The 16,575-nt window shown below is 50.3% G+C and carries 13 protein-coding genes; 3 read left to right on the forward strand and 10 right to left on the reverse strand.

The window, feature by feature from the left end; translation table 11 throughout:
• Nucleotides 1–64: 64 nt before the first annotated feature.
• Together P2H89_RS26525 and P2H89_RS26530 are read left to right on the forward strand one after the other, a co-directional pair.
• On the forward strand, nucleotides 65–1,429 hold the full coding sequence (locus tag P2H89_RS26525; protein ID WP_275832788.1) for a sigma-54 dependent transcriptional regulator: 1,365 nt from the start codon (nucleotides 65–67) through the stop codon (nucleotides 1,427–1,429).
• Between the two features lie 74 nt (nucleotides 1,430–1,503).
• On the forward strand, nucleotides 1,504–2,850 hold the full coding sequence (locus tag P2H89_RS26530) for an ATP-binding protein (RefSeq protein ID WP_275832790.1): 1,347 nt from the start codon (nucleotides 1,504–1,506) through the stop codon (nucleotides 2,848–2,850).
• Nucleotides 2,851–3,821: 971 nt separating this feature from the next.
• On the opposite strand, the gene P2H89_RS26535 is transcribed toward P2H89_RS26530, so the two are convergent.
• Nucleotides 3,822–6,098: a glycoside hydrolase family 95-like protein gene (locus tag P2H89_RS26535; protein ID WP_275832791.1), complete on the reverse strand. Its 2,277-nt coding sequence runs from the start codon at nucleotides 6,096–6,098 to the stop codon at nucleotides 3,822–3,824.
• A 93-nt stretch (nucleotides 6,099–6,191) separates the two neighbouring features.
• Here P2H89_RS26535 and P2H89_RS26540 point away from each other — a divergent pair, with 93 nt between their 5' ends.
• Complete coding sequence (locus P2H89_RS26540; RefSeq protein WP_275832793.1) at nucleotides 6,192–7,100, forward strand: glutamate--tRNA ligase family protein; 909 nt, start codon at nucleotides 6,192–6,194, stop codon at nucleotides 7,098–7,100.
• A 13-nt stretch (nucleotides 7,101–7,113) separates the two neighbouring features.
• Here P2H89_RS26540 and P2H89_RS26545 read toward each other — a convergent pair whose 3' ends face one another.
• The 9 genes from P2H89_RS26545 to P2H89_RS26585 all read right to left on the reverse strand — a co-directional run bounded on the left by P2H89_RS26545 (nucleotide 7,114) and on the right by P2H89_RS26585 (nucleotide 16,545).
• Nucleotides 7,114–7,773, reverse strand: a complete 660-nt coding sequence (locus P2H89_RS26545) for a hypothetical protein (protein ID WP_275832795.1) — start codon at nucleotides 7,771–7,773, stop codon at nucleotides 7,114–7,116.
• Nucleotides 7,770–8,312 carry a hypothetical protein gene (locus P2H89_RS26550; RefSeq protein ID WP_275832797.1) on the reverse strand — a complete coding sequence of 181 codons (543 nt, stop codon included), beginning with the start codon at nucleotides 8,310–8,312 and terminating at the stop codon, nucleotides 7,770–7,772. Before P2H89_RS26550 ends, P2H89_RS26545 begins: the two co-directional genes overlap by 4 nt.
• A gap of 295 nt (nucleotides 8,313–8,607) precedes the next feature.
• Nucleotides 8,608–9,399 carry a nuclear transport factor 2 family protein gene (locus P2H89_RS26555; protein WP_275832799.1) on the reverse strand — a complete coding sequence of 264 codons (792 nt, stop codon included), beginning with the start codon at nucleotides 9,397–9,399 and terminating at the stop codon, nucleotides 8,608–8,610.
• A 92-nt stretch (nucleotides 9,400–9,491) separates the two neighbouring features.
• Nucleotides 9,492–10,847, reverse strand: a complete 1,356-nt coding sequence (locus tag P2H89_RS26560) for a DUF3526 domain-containing protein (protein WP_275832801.1) — start codon at nucleotides 10,845–10,847, stop codon at nucleotides 9,492–9,494.
• A 3-nt stretch (nucleotides 10,848–10,850) separates the two neighbouring features.
• Nucleotides 10,851–12,299 (reverse strand): DUF3526 domain-containing protein, encoded by a 1,449-nt coding sequence (locus tag P2H89_RS26565; protein ID WP_275832803.1) that lies wholly within the window; start codon nucleotides 12,297–12,299, stop codon nucleotides 10,851–10,853.
• A 10-nt stretch (nucleotides 12,300–12,309) separates the two neighbouring features.
• Nucleotides 12,310–14,787, reverse strand: a complete 2,478-nt coding sequence (locus tag P2H89_RS26570) for a TonB-dependent receptor (protein WP_275832805.1) — start codon at nucleotides 14,785–14,787, stop codon at nucleotides 12,310–12,312.
• A 20-nt stretch (nucleotides 14,788–14,807) separates the two neighbouring features.
• Nucleotides 14,808–15,509 carry an ATP-binding cassette domain-containing protein gene (locus P2H89_RS26575; protein WP_275832806.1) on the reverse strand — a complete coding sequence of 234 codons (702 nt, stop codon included), beginning with the start codon at nucleotides 15,507–15,509 and terminating at the stop codon, nucleotides 14,808–14,810.
• Between the two features lie 195 nt (nucleotides 15,510–15,704).
• Nucleotides 15,705–16,064, reverse strand: a complete 360-nt coding sequence (locus P2H89_RS26580) for a hypothetical protein (protein ID WP_275832808.1) — start codon at nucleotides 16,062–16,064, stop codon at nucleotides 15,705–15,707.
• Nucleotides 16,065–16,146: 82 nt separating this feature from the next.
• Nucleotides 16,147–16,545 (reverse strand): DUF2809 domain-containing protein, encoded by a 399-nt coding sequence (locus P2H89_RS26585; protein WP_275832810.1) that lies wholly within the window; start codon nucleotides 16,543–16,545, stop codon nucleotides 16,147–16,149.
• Nucleotides 16,546–16,575 lie beyond the last annotated feature (30 nt).

A 16,575-nucleotide genomic window follows, 5' to 3' on the forward strand; every position in this document is an offset into this window, starting at 1 on the left:
TATTTATGGTATAATTGTAGTTGGGATTTGTTGCATCCATCTCAATATTTATTTTTTTCCCATTATGTTACTAAAGAACGCCAGTGTTTTAATAATAGACGACGATACCGACGTGCTGACGGCCGTGCGCCTGCTGCTCAAAACGGAAGCAAAAGAAGTGGTGACCGAGAAGAACCCGGAGAACCTCCGGTGGCTGCTGTCGAAGCAAACTTTCGACGTGATTTTGCTCGACATGAATTTCACCAGTTCCATCAATACCGGCAATGAGGGCATCTTCTGGCTCACCAAAGTGAAGAAGGAGTTCAAGTCGGAAGCCGCCGTGATCATGATCACGGCTTATGGCGATATCGACCTGGCGGTACGCAGCCTGAAGGAAGGGGCCGCCGATTTTGTGGTGAAGCCCTGGCACAACGAAAAGCTCATTACCACCATCAAGGAGGCGCTGAAACGGCAGGGGAGTGGTAAGGCGGCGGCCGGTCCGTCGCTCAGTAATGATTCCATTATCGGCAAAGAGCTCCTGGGCGAATCGGAGATCATGCGCGATATCTTCTATAAGATCGAGAAGATTGCCCCAACCGACGCCAATATCCTTATTTTGGGCGAAAACGGTACCGGCAAGGACCTCATCGCCAAAGCCATTCACCAGCATTCGCTGCGGTCGGACAAAGCCTATGTGAAGGTCGATGTAGGTGCGTTGACGGAAAGCCTGTTCGAAAGCGAATTGTTTGGCCATAAGAAAGGGGCCTTTACCGATGCACGCGAAGACCGTGTGGGCCGTTTTGAAGGCGCTAATGGCGGTACGCTTTTCCTCGATGAAATAGGCAATATTTCCCTTCACCAACAGGCAAAGCTGCTGAGCGTATTGCAGAACCGGCAGGTAACCCGCCTGGGTACCAACGATGCGCTGCCCATCAATATCCGCCTCATTTGCGCTACCAACGTGCCGTTGGCAGAACTGGCCAACGAGAACCGTTTCCGGAAGGACCTAATCTACCGTATCAATACGGTAGAGATCATGGTGCCGCCATTGCGCAAACGTGATCATGACATCATCCTGCTGGCCAAGCATTTCAGCCGTATGTACAGCAACAAATACCTGAAGCCGGTATTGGAGTTCGATACCAGGGCGATGGAGAAATTGTTGCAATACCATTATCCCGGCAATATACGCGAGCTGCAGTATACGATCGAGCGGGCGGTGATCATGGCCGATGGCAATGTGTTGCAGGCTTCTGACCTGATCTTCTCGCCGATCGAGTCGACCGTAGTGGTAGATTCTGAGCCAGATGAACTGAAGCTCAGTTCGGTAGAAAAGAACACCATCCTGCGGGTGATCGAAAAGCACAATGGCAATATCACCAAGGCGGCGAAGGAATTGGGGTTGACCCGTACGGCATTGTACAGAAGGCTCAGTAAATACGATATATAACAGTCCGGGTTGGGTGATGCGTTTTTTCGGCGGCTCCCCTTGATACGAACCCCGGTACGCGAAATGGTTTTAATATGATGGATTTTCGAAACATAGAATGGCGCATCCTGAGCCGGATCTTCTTACTGCTGATAACGCTTACAGCTACAGCCTTCCTCATCGTTCACCAGCTCTTTATTTACCTGGTGATCATGCTGCCGGTGATCGCTTACCAGGTGGTAGACCTGTATCGTTTTCAACGCAAGGCGCATGATGAGCTGGATCAGTTTGTGGAGTCGGTCCATTACCGTGATTTCTCCCGTTATTTCGATGTAAAGCATGCCCCGCTGGAGTTGCAGCCCTTGCGCAAGGGTTTCAATGAGATCAATTCTACGTTCAAGGTGATCAGTAAGGAAAAGGAAACCCAGTACCAATACCTGCAAAAAATATTGGAATTGATCGATACCGGCATCCTTATGTTCAAGGAAGAAGGGGGCGAAGTGGTGTGGATGAACGAAGCGCTGAAGCGGATGCTGCAATTGCCTTACCTCAAAACGATCCATTCGCTGTCCAAACGCGATGGCGACCTGTACCGGCAGGTATTGATCCTGAAACCGGGCGACAGTAAGATCGCGACTGCCCACCCCGATAAGAACGCGGTGAAAGTATTGCTTTCTGCTACTGCGTTCCAAACGGAAGGCCTAAAGTATAAACTTGTAGCTTTTCAGAACGTAAATGAGGCATTGGACGAAACGGAATCAAAAGCCTGGCAAAAGCTACTGAGTGTAATGACGCATGAGATCATGAACTCCATTGCGCCGATCTCCTCGCTGGCGGCCACGTTAAAACTGCGCTTGCAGGAATCGGTGGGTACGCTCAATAACCAGGGCGGACAGCTTGAAGACCTGGAGTTGGGTATCGATACCATCAAACGGAGAAGTGAGGGACTGCTCAAGTTTGCCGAAACCTACCGGAACCTGAACAAGATCACGGCGCCGAATGTGAAGAAAGTGTATGTGCGCGACCTGTTCGAGAACCTGCACCAGCTGATGGAGCCAACGCTCGAGCAAAAGAATATCGAGATGGAGATCATCCTCAAAGATCCCGACCTGATGCTGGAAGCCGATACCAGCCTGGTAGAGCAGGTGCTCATCAACCTCGTCGTAAATGCGATGGAGGCGGTGAAGGATCAGGCAGAACCGCGGATCGTGTTATCGGGTTACCTGGCTTCGAATCGTAAAACGGTGATTAAAGTGGCTGACAACGGCATTGGCATGCCGGAAGAGCTCATCGATAAGATCTTCATTCCCTTCTTCAGTACCAAGAAAAGCGGCAGCGGTATAGGTTTAAGTCTGTGTAAGCAGATCATGATGCTGCACCGCGGTCATATCCACGTAAACTCCGTAGAAGGCGAGGGAACGGCCTTCGTACTCCAGTTTTAGATGCATTTTGTTGTCTTTCCTCGATTGGGATTTCCAGTTTTGGGAAGTTTAGGTGAGGAACTCTTTATGCCTGAGCGCCGCTCCGGGTGCATGGAGGGGACGCATGCAGTCCACACCAAACTTACTCAGACTTCTCGGAATATACGACAGAGGTATACGGGAAACGGGTATTTTAGTGAACCTTCAGTGAACCCTTAGTGGACTCTCAGTGAACTACAAGTGGAGTACCGGTAAGGCCAGTGTATAGTGCGGACGGTCAATGGAAGGTGTACAGTTAAAGCCGGTTTAGCCGGATTGGCAACTTTAAGCGGCAGGGTGGCGGCGAAAACCTAGTGGAATGGTAGCATAGGTCTCTAAGGGTGGTACGGAACTCCTACGAAACCCCTACACATACTCTAGTGCCTAAGACCATTCCCAGACCACCCTTAGAGCATTCCCAGACAATACCCTGAAAGTTACGCGCCCAGTCGGCACCCATTCCACCAGGCTTTTAACCCATTGATGTGCCGGATTGGTGTGAGTGTGTTGTTTAGGGGCGATAGGGGGCGCGTGGCGGGCTGATCTCTGGGGTTGGGGAATATAATAGGTTTTGTTGCATGGGTGTTCAGTTAAGGCGCTAATAGGATTCTGGCAACGTACAGGTTCTGTTGGACGGGCTTTGGTCGCAATGAAACCCAGATGGTACCTCAATGCTTCCGCATTGGGTCCTCATTGGGACCCCGGAATCCGAGGTAGCATAGAGCGGAGCGGCGGTAGCATCGGGGAGGCAATGAGGAGAAACTGGCAAAAGGCTGTTTTCCGTCCCTGGAATTAGGTCGTTCGTCCCCGGCACTTCCTTGCGCCGTCCCTTTTTGCGGGTGCATTGGAGGAAAAGTAGTTGATCGTCCCAGGTATTGGAGGTCCTGGTCCCAGGTTTCCGGGGAGGCTGTCACAATTTTGACGAGCGGGAGGTGGGATGATGTAGCTTTAGGTTATTCAAATCCCCCCTCCATTCTGCTCGTAAACGCAATCTTCTCATTGGCTTTCATCAGGAAAGTAATAATGCCCTTGTTCTTGGCGATGGGTTTGCCCGGCTCCGAACATGAAAAGCTTGAGAATGGAAGTTTCAGGTGCACCAGTCCGCTTCTTTCAGATTTGATCTCCACAACCGTGGGCAGTTCGGCCGTTTTAGCAGCAGAAACCAGCAAGCCGCCGGTGGCACGCAGGTCGGTAAAGGATACATCCGCCCATTGGGTAGGCACAGCGGGAAATACCTCCACATAACCATTCCGGCTTTGCAACAGCAGCTCATGCACGCCTTGCGCAAAAGCGAAATTCCCTTCGAGTGTAAATGGCCGGTAGGTGAAGCCGGAATACTGACCGCCTTTTTGATCGCCATTCAAATGGAAGCTATTGGGCGAACAAAAGTTGGACGCAAATATCTGCAATTGGCGAAGTGCGCTATCAGCCTTATAGGCTCTGGCATAGAGCGAGGCCATCCAGGAAAAGGAGTATCCACACCAGGCGCGGGTGCCTTTTTGTTCCAGGCGCCGCAGGGAATTTTCAATGATGGATTTGTCTTCCGTGCGGTTGATATCGAGCAGGGCCAATGGATAGATCGCCATGTATTGCGACATATGCCGGTGCGATTCGTTGAGGTTTTGTCCGGGTGCCACCGTGAAGCCGGTTTCATTCACTTCGTAGTCTGGTAACTCATTCAGCATATCACGCCAGTGCATAGACTGTTCTTTTTTGCCGGCAGCTTCGCTTACCTCAGCGGCAGCGGTAAAGAGAAATTTCGCCAGCGACAGGTCGAAATTGCTCCACTCCTTGAACCAGGCACTGATATCATTGTCATTGTATTCAGGACTCGAGCTCAGAGGCAGTTTCCTTACACCGTTCTCCAGGCGCGTGATGTTCTCCAGGTAAGTAGCGGCCTCCCTGATGTATGGATACGCTCTTTGCTTGAGAAAGGCTTTATCCATGGAGTATTTCCATTGCCAGTAAAAATGTTGTGCACACCAGGCGCTCACGGTGGGGGATAGGGAGTATTGTATCCACCCGCCCATGGGGTCGCCGCTTAAAGTAGCTACCCCGGGTACATTAAGTCCGGACACACCGAAGTATTGCTTCGTGTATTGCAGGTTCTTTGGTCTTATCTTCCACAGCCAGTCGGTGAAGGTCGCAGCTTCTGCGAGGCGGTTACCGGTATAGGCTGGCCAGTAACTGAGCTGCGTATTGAGGTCGTTGTGAAAGTCGCCCTTCCAGGGCGGCAGACTGCCATTGTCGGCTGTCCATACCGCTTGTAAAGTGATAGCTGGTGCACCGGCCCTCGCTACTGCCCCCAGTTTATAGAGGTCGAGGTAGTACTGCCTTTCGATCAGGTTATCGGGCAACATGACTGACGACTGCGCCCAATAGTTTTGCCACCAGGTGATGTGCGAGGGCCAGCCGGTGGGTTCTTCTTTGGTGGGATCGATTTTGGGCAACAGGGCAGGTTGGTTGTTGCTGATGGTCCAGCTGCCAATGATTTTGTTGCCAGGGAAAACAAGCCACTGTATAGCTACTTCATAATAGCGGCCATCGTGAGTGGGTTGTCGATAGCGTATGAGGTTGCCGGTGTTATCTACTTTTCCCTTTTCATACCCCAGCTTTTGTAATCCCTGACCGGCATGGCTGTTGTCGCTGCCGGCTGTGTTACCATTGCTGTAGTTGTGCACGATCAGTTGCGGGAGTAATTTTTCAAGCTGGTCAGCAGGTAGGTTCTCAAAACCAAAGTATCCTTGTGGTTGCGTGGCATGGATATAGCAGTTGAAGACCACACCGCTTTCGAACTTTACGGTATTGAGCGCGGTTTGTATATCGAGCACATTTGAAATTACTTTACCAAATGGGGCTATATTGAACTCCATGGCAGCTGCCGGTAATTTGGTAGGATAGGGGAAGTTATCGTACGGGTAGTCGCCCAGCTTCTGCACCGGCTTATAATCCTTTTTTATAACCTGTTCCTCCACCCATTTAAAATTGAGCTTTGAAATGTCCATTGCCTTGCGTTCGTCCCAGAGATCGGCCCGGTCGAGCGAAAGGCGTAGTTGACCATCCTTTTGCCATACGAGCGCGCCGAGCATGCCATTGCCAAGGGGCATGGCTTCATCCCATCGGGCAGCGAGGTGGTCGAACTTTAAATTGTGTTTGGATGGCTGGGCGTTGGCCAGGGAAACGGACAAGGCAAGCAGGTACAACAGGCGGTGGAGGAATGTGACTTTCATGATTGGCGCTGGAACGTGAATATTTAAACAAATTTGAATAAACTTGCCTGAATTTTAAAATCAGTTATTTAGCGGAAACAACCGGTTGCACAGATGGAAAAAGTCCCTGCCTTTCAGAAAACCAGGATTGCCCCCACGCCTAGCGGGTATTTGCATTTGGGCAATGTGTTGTCGTTTGCCCTAACGGCCGAGCTGGCCCGGCGGTCTGGCGCCCGTATCCTGCTGCGCATCGATGACCTCGACCGGCAGCGGGTGCAGCCCGCTTATATTCAGGATATATTCGATACGCTTCAGTTTTTGGAGATCCCCTGGCACGAAGGTCCGCGTACAGCACAGGAATTTGAACGGGAATATTCGCAGGTGCACCGGATGGAGCTGTACAAAGCTGCGTTGGTGGAATTGGTGGAGAAGGATGCGGTATTTGCCTGTTCGTGTTCGCGTAGCAAACTGGCGGCGGATGGCGGGGAGGCTTACCGGGGAACCTGCCTGCTGCAGACGATTGCCCTGGATGGGCCGGATATGAATTGGCGTTTATATACCAGTTTGGATAGAAAGCTACGGGTGCATACCTGGCCCAACGATAGCAGGGATGCAGTGCTGCCGGCTTCGATGCAATATTTTGTAGTGCGCAAGCGGGATGGCTTTCCGGCCTACCAGCTGACTTCGGTCGTTGACGACCGTCATTTCGGGGTCGATCTGGTGGTACGGGGGGCAGATCTGTGGCCTTCGACCTTGGCGCAGGTTTACCTGGCTTCGATATTACAGGAGGAGTCATTCCTGCAAACTACTTTTAACCATCACCCTTTGCTGATGAAGCAGGGCGAGGTGAAACTTTCCAAATCAGCTTCCGATACTTCCATTCAATATTTGCGTGGGGCTGGTAAGCGGCCGGCTGATGTGTATACAATGATCGCCCATATGCTGCACCACGAGGGTACCATCAATAACTGGCAGGAGCTGGGTGGGTTGGTGTTGGGGGAGAATAGTCGCCCGGCGAGCTGATGTGCTTAGACTATTAATGTTTAACGGGTTTAAATACATATTGGTTATCCAGGAACTCAATCCTTTGCTTCAGCATGATATAGAATTTGTAGAGGGGGGTGCTGGTGTTGTAGGCATAGTTCAGGTTTTTGCCGAGCTCCCTGAAAAGAGGCTGTATGGCATCTTCTTCAATTGTTTTTACGGTGACGCTGCCTTTTTGATAGTATGCCAAGACACACGTGGTTGGGTGGCTACTTCGTATCGCCCGGTAGGAGGTGTCGCCTTGATAAACCTCCTGGACAATCAGGTCCAGAAGCTTCTCATGGCGGATTGTCGGGAGTTGACGGGATAGCCAATCAAAAAGGGTATCATTCGAAATAGTTAACCATTCTGAGGCTGCTTCGAATAGTTCACCGCAATCATTTCCTATATAGGTAATTTCTTTGCGGGTGGTTATTTTGTTACCGGTTTTTACGAAGACATAACTAAAGCTGGTTAAATCCAATTTTCCAAGTCCGTTGATCGGGTAGGAGCGCCAGTTCCATAAATAAGGGCCGCATCGAATAGAGTCGGGCATATCAGGCTGCGACGGTGACTGGGCATTCCCTATGGTTATAGTAAGGAATGCTGTAACAGTCAGCATGACCGCTTTGAGAAAGGGACGTTGTAATATCGTTTGAATGTAATGTTTCATAATCGACGGCGCTTCGCTTCCATATCAATGCATATCAATTCCAGTTGCATGAATAATTGAAAGAACTTTGTGGAGGTATTGTGGGTGTAATTTATGTTGGCCCAATTGTGCAAGTTGGTTTTTTCGAACCAATGGGTAGCAAAATAAGTATGCGCTCTCGTTCCCGCGTAATACCATTCGATCCAATAGGTTCTGTATTCAAGTGGATTCCAAATCTTAAATTTTGGCAGGCTGTTTGAAATTTCCTTATAGATAAAGGGAACAAGCCAGTTATTAACACCTTCTATATTTTTGGAGAGCCAGCGGGATAAAGTATCGTTTTCAATATATTCGGGTACCGAAAAAGAGTCGGAGGTCATGCCGTCAAAGTCCTCTTGCCACCTATACTTGACAAAAAAGCTACTGTCATTTCTGACGAAAAACAAATAGCTGGTATTGGCCACCTGAATCGGGTCTTTTCCGAAACGATCAACCAGGTGGTTGAAAGATAAATTCAGGCGAATGATCGTATCCACGTTTTTCAGGGTAAGCTTTTTCATGTACGAAACGACGGTATCGCCCAGTTCGTGTTCTCCGGTCTTAAATCGCCCTTCAGGCATTTCCTGGGCCCTGGCCGGGAGGACGAAGAGTAAACTTACAACGCAAAAAAGTAAGAACGATATCTTTATCGGTAGCAAGCGTAGCAGTTGTTGGGTATTCCTGTTGGTCAAACAAAAAAGGTTTCGTTCCTTGGAGAACGAAACCTTTTCTTGTTTATTATCGATTACTTGTTAAGGTAATTTAAAAGTTTCAATCGAAAGGCGGTTCAAGTGGCCTGCATGTCGAGCGGCCAGTTTACTTCACCCGCTTCAACTCTTCTGCCACAGAACCGTTTTCCGAGACCTTCAGTGAAACCGACCCTGGCGTTGTCTCAGCAACAAACTCAAAGGTCAGGTTGCGTTCCTTGCTGAAGTATTTACTGGCCGACTCGGGATAGATCGCCAGCGTGCCTTTTCCGTTCTTGATCAGTAAACTGTTTTCAGCCGCTGCAATCACTACTCTCGTTGTTTTCGGACCATCATAGGTGCCAGCCCATTGTTGCAGGGTGGCAACAGGTACGGTAATAGACTTTTTATCCTCCTGATCTGCCTCCCGGTGATTATAACTTAAAATGCGCACCATCACCCATTGTCCATTCTCCACCAACCACAAATGGTTGAAGTTGGCCCGTCCGGTGCGGTATTCAGGTTTCCCCTTTTCTGTAATGTAGAAATAATGCTCACCCTGCAATATGGCGCCATAGAGCTTCCCATTGTCTGTCAGTGGATAGAATGCTACTGTACCGGGCACTGCTTCCCGGCGCAAACGCCAGTCGGCCCTGCTGCAGAGGTTCTTTTTCAGACTCAGCTGCAACGCCGCCTTCCCCCGGGTAATACCTCCTTTATCGTGGAAGAATTCAAGGTTTTCGGAAAGGTAAGGCGCGCACAAGGTGGTGTCGCATTTGTTATACCCATTCCAGAACAAGCTGTCCCTTTGCAGGATAATGGCTTTCAATTCGCCTTCGGTGCTCTGTGCAACAGCGAATGCAGTACTGGTCATGAACGAGAGTAAGACAATAGCGAAACGAATACAGTTTTTGTTTAACATGGCTCAATAAGTGTTTAATAAAAATGAAGGAAAGAGCCCGCAGCGGAACGCTGTTCAGGGAGGTTGAGGTTGGAAGACCATAAAATTAGCTATTAATTTGATTGTACAAATTGATTTCTCCCGTTGAAAAGGCTGAGCAATGATAAAAGGATTGCACTCATGACCAATGGTAACAGTAAACGGAGCCAGGAAATATCCTTCGGGCCCGAAAAGCGGGCTACCCGGAATGAATGCCAGTCGATCTCTTTGACCGGGGTGTTGGAAAAGATCTTGGGATAAAAGAATAAGCGGTGCTGTTCGTGAAACCTGGCGGCACTGTCCTGGTACTGTAAATGATTTCCCAACCCCGAATGTGCGAGGTCATTCATTTGCCACTGCGTGTGCAGGGTTGGTACAAACCACGAGATCCATGCCCCGGCCTTTTCGCGCTGGTGAAGCTTTTCTTTCAATTGGGCCGATGCCTGTTGCGCATCATCGTCGCCCATCTGCTGCATCGCATAATACCAAAGCCAGTTGAATGCCTCGCCCGGCTGACCGTAGTGGGCAAACTGCGGATAGTGCTTATAGAACCTCGCCATCGTCACCGATTTCTCCACATCCCATTTCTCATGGTAGCCTTTCCGTTGCTCCACAGCTGTATTCAGCGCTTCGGGAGTAGGGTATTTGTTGATGAGGAAATTGTTGATCACGGCCGGTGCTACCATCGTGAGTATCACCCAAATGGCCAGTAAACTGATGGCATTCACCGGCGAGCTTCGTTGCCACGATACCACCCAGCCGCTCACCGCCAGCCAAAAGAACAGGTACAAACCTCCTACCAACACAAAGGCCCACAAGCCGGAACTGATGGGCAACGCCAGTATCCACACGGCGGCCATCATTAATACCACAAACACTCCCAATATAACTGCGCCGCGCAGGGCAAACAATTGCAGGATCAGTTTACCCGGTTTGCCCGATTGCAGGGACAACAGAGGCCAGGTGCCGTTTTCCTTTTCGCCCGATAGGGTATTGTATGTGAGGCCAATGATCACCAGCGGAAACAGGTAAATCAGCACAAAGCTGAGGTCGAGATTGCCCAGCAATAGATTGGTAGGGTTGTACATTTCGGTATCGTATTGCTGGGCCTCGAGGTTGCGGATCGTAAGGCTCTTAACCGAAGGGTTTACATCCCGCTGACCAATAGACAATCCATTGAGCGGATGGGTTGGGTTCGCAAGGGTGAATCGCAGGTAATACAACAACAAACCGGTCTCCTTATCGAAGTACTTTACATTGTGGTCGATATGCTCCTGCTGCCAGGCAGTTACATCGGCAATATGCTGCTGCTGCCTTTCTACAAATTGCCTGCCGATGAACAGGCTGATGATGCCCGCTACTAGCAGCAACAGCAGGCCTGCCATTACACTGCGGGAACGGATAAAATTCCTGAATGCTAACTGGATCATGGATTAAATAGCTTTTAGTTTTTGAGAAGATACCTGTACCAGGACAGTCAACAGCAGTAGCCAGCAGATCAAAGCGGTCAAGGACAGTAGCTCATGCCCCACAGCAGCGCCAAGGCTCACAGGCCGGTAGCTGAACTCTGGCAGGGTGGCCCAATGCTCACGGCCAATGATAGCCGGCTTATCGCCGGGCCCCGGCTTGTGGTTGCTGATGTATTTCATCTGCAAGGCATTCATTTGTTGCGCGAGTCCGTAACGATACTCCTCCGCCTGCTGCTGAAAGCTGGCATACGATTGATAATCGGTACCGGTCATGGCCATCGATAAATTCTTCACCGACAGGAAGGGGTTGACAAAGGCAGTATACCGGGCCAACCTGTTTTGTTGTGCATAGATATGCTGCAATTGTTCCAAATGCCGGTTGTAGATCGTTGCACTGATCTTTTCACCCTCGGCCATAATGAAACCGCTGTAATTGAAACGCAGTTGTTCGACCGATTCAACCTGGTTCGCTTTCAGCACCGAATCCTTGATGGCTTTATAATGCCGATCATCCGGGTTGTGACTATCACCTTCTTTCAAAACATCCTTTTCTACGGCTGCCTGGAAAACCGTAGCAGAAGGCGCCGGATGTAACCACGAACCCACCGATTGCGTAGCCCTCGGCAATACAGTCGTAAACAGCAACCAGATGCCGATCAATTGCACCAGCGCCGACCGGGCTGTTTTGCTCCAGGCCGATATCAACACCGCGATGAGACTGTAAATAACGAAGTACAGGAAATAAATGCCAGCGATGCTGAGCAGGCGGATCAATTCATCGGCCGAGACGGCAAAGCCGGTCAACATCAGCCAAAACCCTATGGAGAGCAACAAAACGGGCAGGTACAATGCCAACACAACCGCAATGATGCCCACGGCCTTACCAGTAATGAGTTCCTGCCAGCTTACGCCCTGGCTAAACAATACTTTCAACGTACCGTCCTCTCTTTCGGTAGCAATGCTGTTGAAGCCCAGAAAGCAGATCAGCAAGGGCACCAGCACCTGCAATATCATGGCAATGCTGAGCTCGCCAAACCGCAGCAGGCCGGTAGAAAAGCCCGCCTCGGAAAAGTTCACGGCATTCTGCTTATGGGCTTCCAGGAACTGGGTGCTGCCCATGAAGTTCTCCATGCCAAAGTCGAAGAAGCTGAGTGATGGGCGCGGACGAAAGGCAAAATGTCCATAATGCGCCATCCGGTGCGGATGTTTATCGGGGTTGCTCAGCCAGTCGTGCCGCGCCTGCTCCTGGTATTGTTGTCGCATAGCTACCTGTTTATCGACAGTCATCCAGCCGGTAACGGCTGCATAGATCAACAACATAGCAATCAGCAGGTTGAGTACGAAAACGCCGCTATTGCTGAAAGCGCGCTTCCAGCTATGATGGGCGATCAGTTTTATGATGGGTATACGCATAGACCCGGTATTAAAATTTATAAGTGGCGGTGAAGAGAATGTTTCGTGGCGCACCGGGAAACAGGCGCAGGTAGTTTTGCGCACCTATCCAGTATTCTTCATCAAGCACATTGTTGATGTTGAGTGCCAGTTGCAGGTTACTCTTGCTGGGCGTATAATAAATAGCCGCATCCAGCAGGGTATAAGCGGGTATGGTAAATGATCGTGTAAACCAGGGCACTTTATCGCCGCTGTATTGCATACCAGCACCAATGCCTATATCGCGCAGCAAGGTTACCTGTTCGAAGTTGTAGCGTGTCCAGATATTACCGCTGTGAATGGGCGTGTTTTGCTTCCGGGCGCCAATGAGGCTTTTATCCCGGTCATTGCGGATGGTAGCGTCGATATAACTGTAAGAGGCATTGAACTGCCAATAGGGAACGATAAAGCCGGCTATATCCATTTCAAATCCCCTGCTTCTTTCAGCTCCCCGCGATACCAGCAGGTCGGGATTGGCCGGGTCGTTGGCATTCATCAGCAGGTTGCGTTGGTTGACCTCAAAGATGGCAACATTGACCTGTATCGATTTGAATACAGTCGCTTTCACACCGGCCTCTTTAAGATCACTGGTAATAGGATCGAATGTGCTGCCCGCGGGCGCCGCTACAGGAATCAGGGTAACGGTATTGGCCTGCGGCTGAAACCCTTCCAGGTAAGTAGCATAGACGTTTACTGCAGGTGAAACAGTATAGGTGATACCTGCTCTCGGAACGGCACGAAACTGTTTTACTTTGATCGTGTTGTTGGCCCGGTAGTTCGTAATGTCGGTAAACCAGTCGGCCCGCAGGCTAAGTAACATTGTAAATCGCTTCCATTTCAGTTGTTCCTGCACATACAACGCCTCCGATTGAATGAGGGCCGGCGACAGGGCCGATTTGGTAAACACATAATCGTTCACGTTGCGGATCGTGTACGCAGGATCGACCAGGTTGAAGTGGTCCACATTGGGCCGCGGCATTTGAATACCGTTCTGTGTGATGAGCTGGTACTGCGATTGGTTGGCCGGGTCGTAAGTGCTGGCCACTTTCCCGTTGGTGAGCAAATAGCCGCGCGCAGCATTTTGCCCGCCCCCTTTCAACTTGTGGGTGCGGATGAGATCGAATCCCACCAGCAGGTTATGCCCTATACTTCCGGTATTGCCCTGTAGAATAAAATAGCTGTTGAGGTTGTCGGTATTCCAGTTCTGCTGCCGTTGCACCATCTGCATGGCAGCGAGGGTAGGGATAGGCTGGTCATTGATATCGATCGCGAAAGCATTGGTGGTACGGTGTTCCTGCAAGTCCTCCGTCCAGGTTTGTTTCATGTACGACGTGTTGAACGTGATATAACGGGTCAGCTTGTGCGCCAGGTTGCCCTGGAATATCACCTCCTTCGATTTGAAGAAATCGTTGGGCACACCCAGGTTAAAGCGAATGGGGGTGCTGTTGAGGTTGGTTTTGCCGGCCACAGCCCCAAAGATGGGCTGGCCACGATCGAGGCGGGTGTTGATGTTGCTGTAGATGAGTTCTACGTTCACCGAGGTGCGATCGGTAGGGATGTAAGAAAACGAAGGCGCTATCAGCAATGCCTTCTGAAATTGCAGGTCACGAAAACTTTTGGCATCCTGCCAGGCGCCATTGAGCCGGTACAACAATGTTTTTTCCTTATTGAGCGGGCCGGTGAAGTCGAGCGAACCCCGGATGGTGCTAAAGCTGCCGACGCTCAGGCTTACCTCCTTCTTATCTATAGTCAATGGCTTTTTGGTCACGAGATTGATGGTACCACCGGGGTCAACGCTGGAGAAAGTGGCACTGGCCGGACCTTTTATAACCTCCACCCGTTCGATATTGGCAGTGAGGGGTTGATTGAAATAGTATTGCCGCGTGCGCATGCCATTGATGATGGTGCCTTCTTCATTTTGACTGATGCCGCGAATCGTGAATTGGTTGTAATAGCTGGTGGCGGTAACGCTACTGGCCGTCTTGAGCGCATCGGCGAGTTGAAAGGCCTGCCGGTCGCTGATCAGTTCTTTGGTAACTGTCGTAATGGCCTGTGGTAACTCTTTGTTGGCAACAGCCATGCGCGTGGCCGAAAACGAATAAGCGCTCGTGTAGCCTGTACTCGTGCGTCCCAGCACTTCTACTGTTTGTAATTGCTGCGCCTGACGTTTCAACTGAAATTCACGGAGCGAATCAGCAACTTCTGTAATGATACATGCCTGTTGCCAGGTCTCATATCCGATGGCCGTGATCGAAAGCTGGTATTCGCCCGGTGTAATGCCGGCAAATTGAAATATGCCGTTCGCCCGTGTGGTCGTTGTGGTATGAACGTTCTTATTCTTCAAGACAAGGGTGGCGCCCTCTATGGGTTCATGCGCTGTGTTAGTTACTTTGCCTGCATAGTTCACCTGGCCAAAGCTGGTGAGGGTGAGCAGCAGGAATAATACGGCAGTCGGTATTTGTTTCATCATTTGCGGGATGTTGTGTTGGGTTAAATGGTTTCGAGGTATAGTTGCTGCAACGCATTGGCGGTGATGGCTGAGGTAGACAACGAGTGAACCAGACTGCCGGACTTCATGATGCCGATGTGCGTGCCCACGTTTACGGCATTGAAAATGTCGTGGGTAGCCATCAGGATCGTTTTGCCCTGGCGGCCCAGCTCTTTCACCACATCGGTAAACTCCTGTGTGGCTTTAGGGTCCAGGCCGCTCGTTGGTTCATCCATAAAGATCACCTGCGCGTTTTTCGCCAGGGCGATGGCGATGCCCACTTTTTGCCGCATGCCTTTGCTATAGGTGTGCAGGCGCTTTTTATGGGCTTCCTCCTGCAAACCTGCTTTCAGCAGGAATTCAGGCAGGCGGATGGCAGAATAAGAAAAGCCGGCTAAACGGCTGAAGTAATCGAGGTTCTCGATGCCCGTTAGGTTGGGGTACAGTTGCACCACCTCCGGAATGTAAGCGAGGTATTGGCGCGTGTTAGCCCCATTGAGTGAAACAGGGGTGTTCATGATCTTTGCTTCGCCGCCGCTGGCAGCAATAAAGCCGAGAAAGATATTCAGCGTAGTGGTTTTGCCGGCCCCGTTTTGTCCGAGCAGGCAAAAGATATCTCCCTGTTTAAGAGAAAGGTGTAAACCATTGAGCGCGGTGTACTCACCGTACTGTTTGGAAAGGTTGATCGCTTCCAGTGTATGCATAAATGAATAATTGTGTGATGAGATGTTGCAAACGGGATCGACAGCAGCAGGCAATAGCAGGAGCACATCACCAGGGTAGGGGCATGCGAATACCCGTACTGCTGTGCGCAGTTACCGTGGCGTGGTCATGCTGCATAGAAACACGCGGGCACGCGGTATGCCAATGCTGATGTCAGTAAATTGAAAATGTGTCTATCAGGAAAATGACAGGGCAGGCGGCCCCTTGTTGGAGTACAGCTGTACAAAAACAGCTTGCGGCCTGATGATGTAGCCTGCCTGATGAATGGGGTAGTTGGTAACTACTACAGGGTAGGTGAAGCTTTCGGAAGGGGCGTAAACCGAATAGTGATGAGTGCAGATCTTACACACCGTACTATACGAATCGCCCTGGTGTTGGTCGAGAGTGCATTGAGTGGCCTGGTCGGATGCTTTGGCCATCGTACTACCCACCACCTCCTGGTGCTGGTGCCACCAGTGTACAGGCGTGGCAATAAAGAGATACAGCAATAATAATACTGCTGCTGCCAGAAGCCGGTATGGAGAATGAGCCTTCATGCCAAATATTCAACAATGTTGCAAATATAGGCCTCCGGCAGTAAATCACTTCATGCAGGGTGGAATTATTTTCAGGTCTCTATCAGGCTGCTGTTGCTACCGTTCGGGAAGACCTGCGCGCCAAAAAACTTTCAAACAATAATACGATGACTGTGCCGGCGGTATAGGCGATCAGGTCAATCCACTCGAAGGAGCTGCCGATAACTACCCGGGCCAGGTTGGAATGCCCAAGGCCCAGTAACTCAACCAGGCGGAAGTACTGAAGTATTTCTATGAGGTAGGAGAACAGCAACACACCAATGGCGGCAGGAATAGGCTTTACAGTAGTGAATGCCTTTACGAAGCAATACAGTAATATCACCACCAGTAGATCGCCAATATAAGGACGAATGATCGCATCATGAACATAGAGGGCGATAAAGACTTCTACCGCGAATAAGAATACTGCCAGCAGGAAATATCTCAGGTTGAATGTAAACATGGTTCGGCTTGCGTGTATCAATAAAAGGCC

Source organism: Paraflavitalea sp. CAU 1676 (assembly GCF_029223285.1).
GTDB lineage: Bacteria > Bacteroidota > Bacteroidia > Chitinophagales > Chitinophagaceae > Paraflavitalea.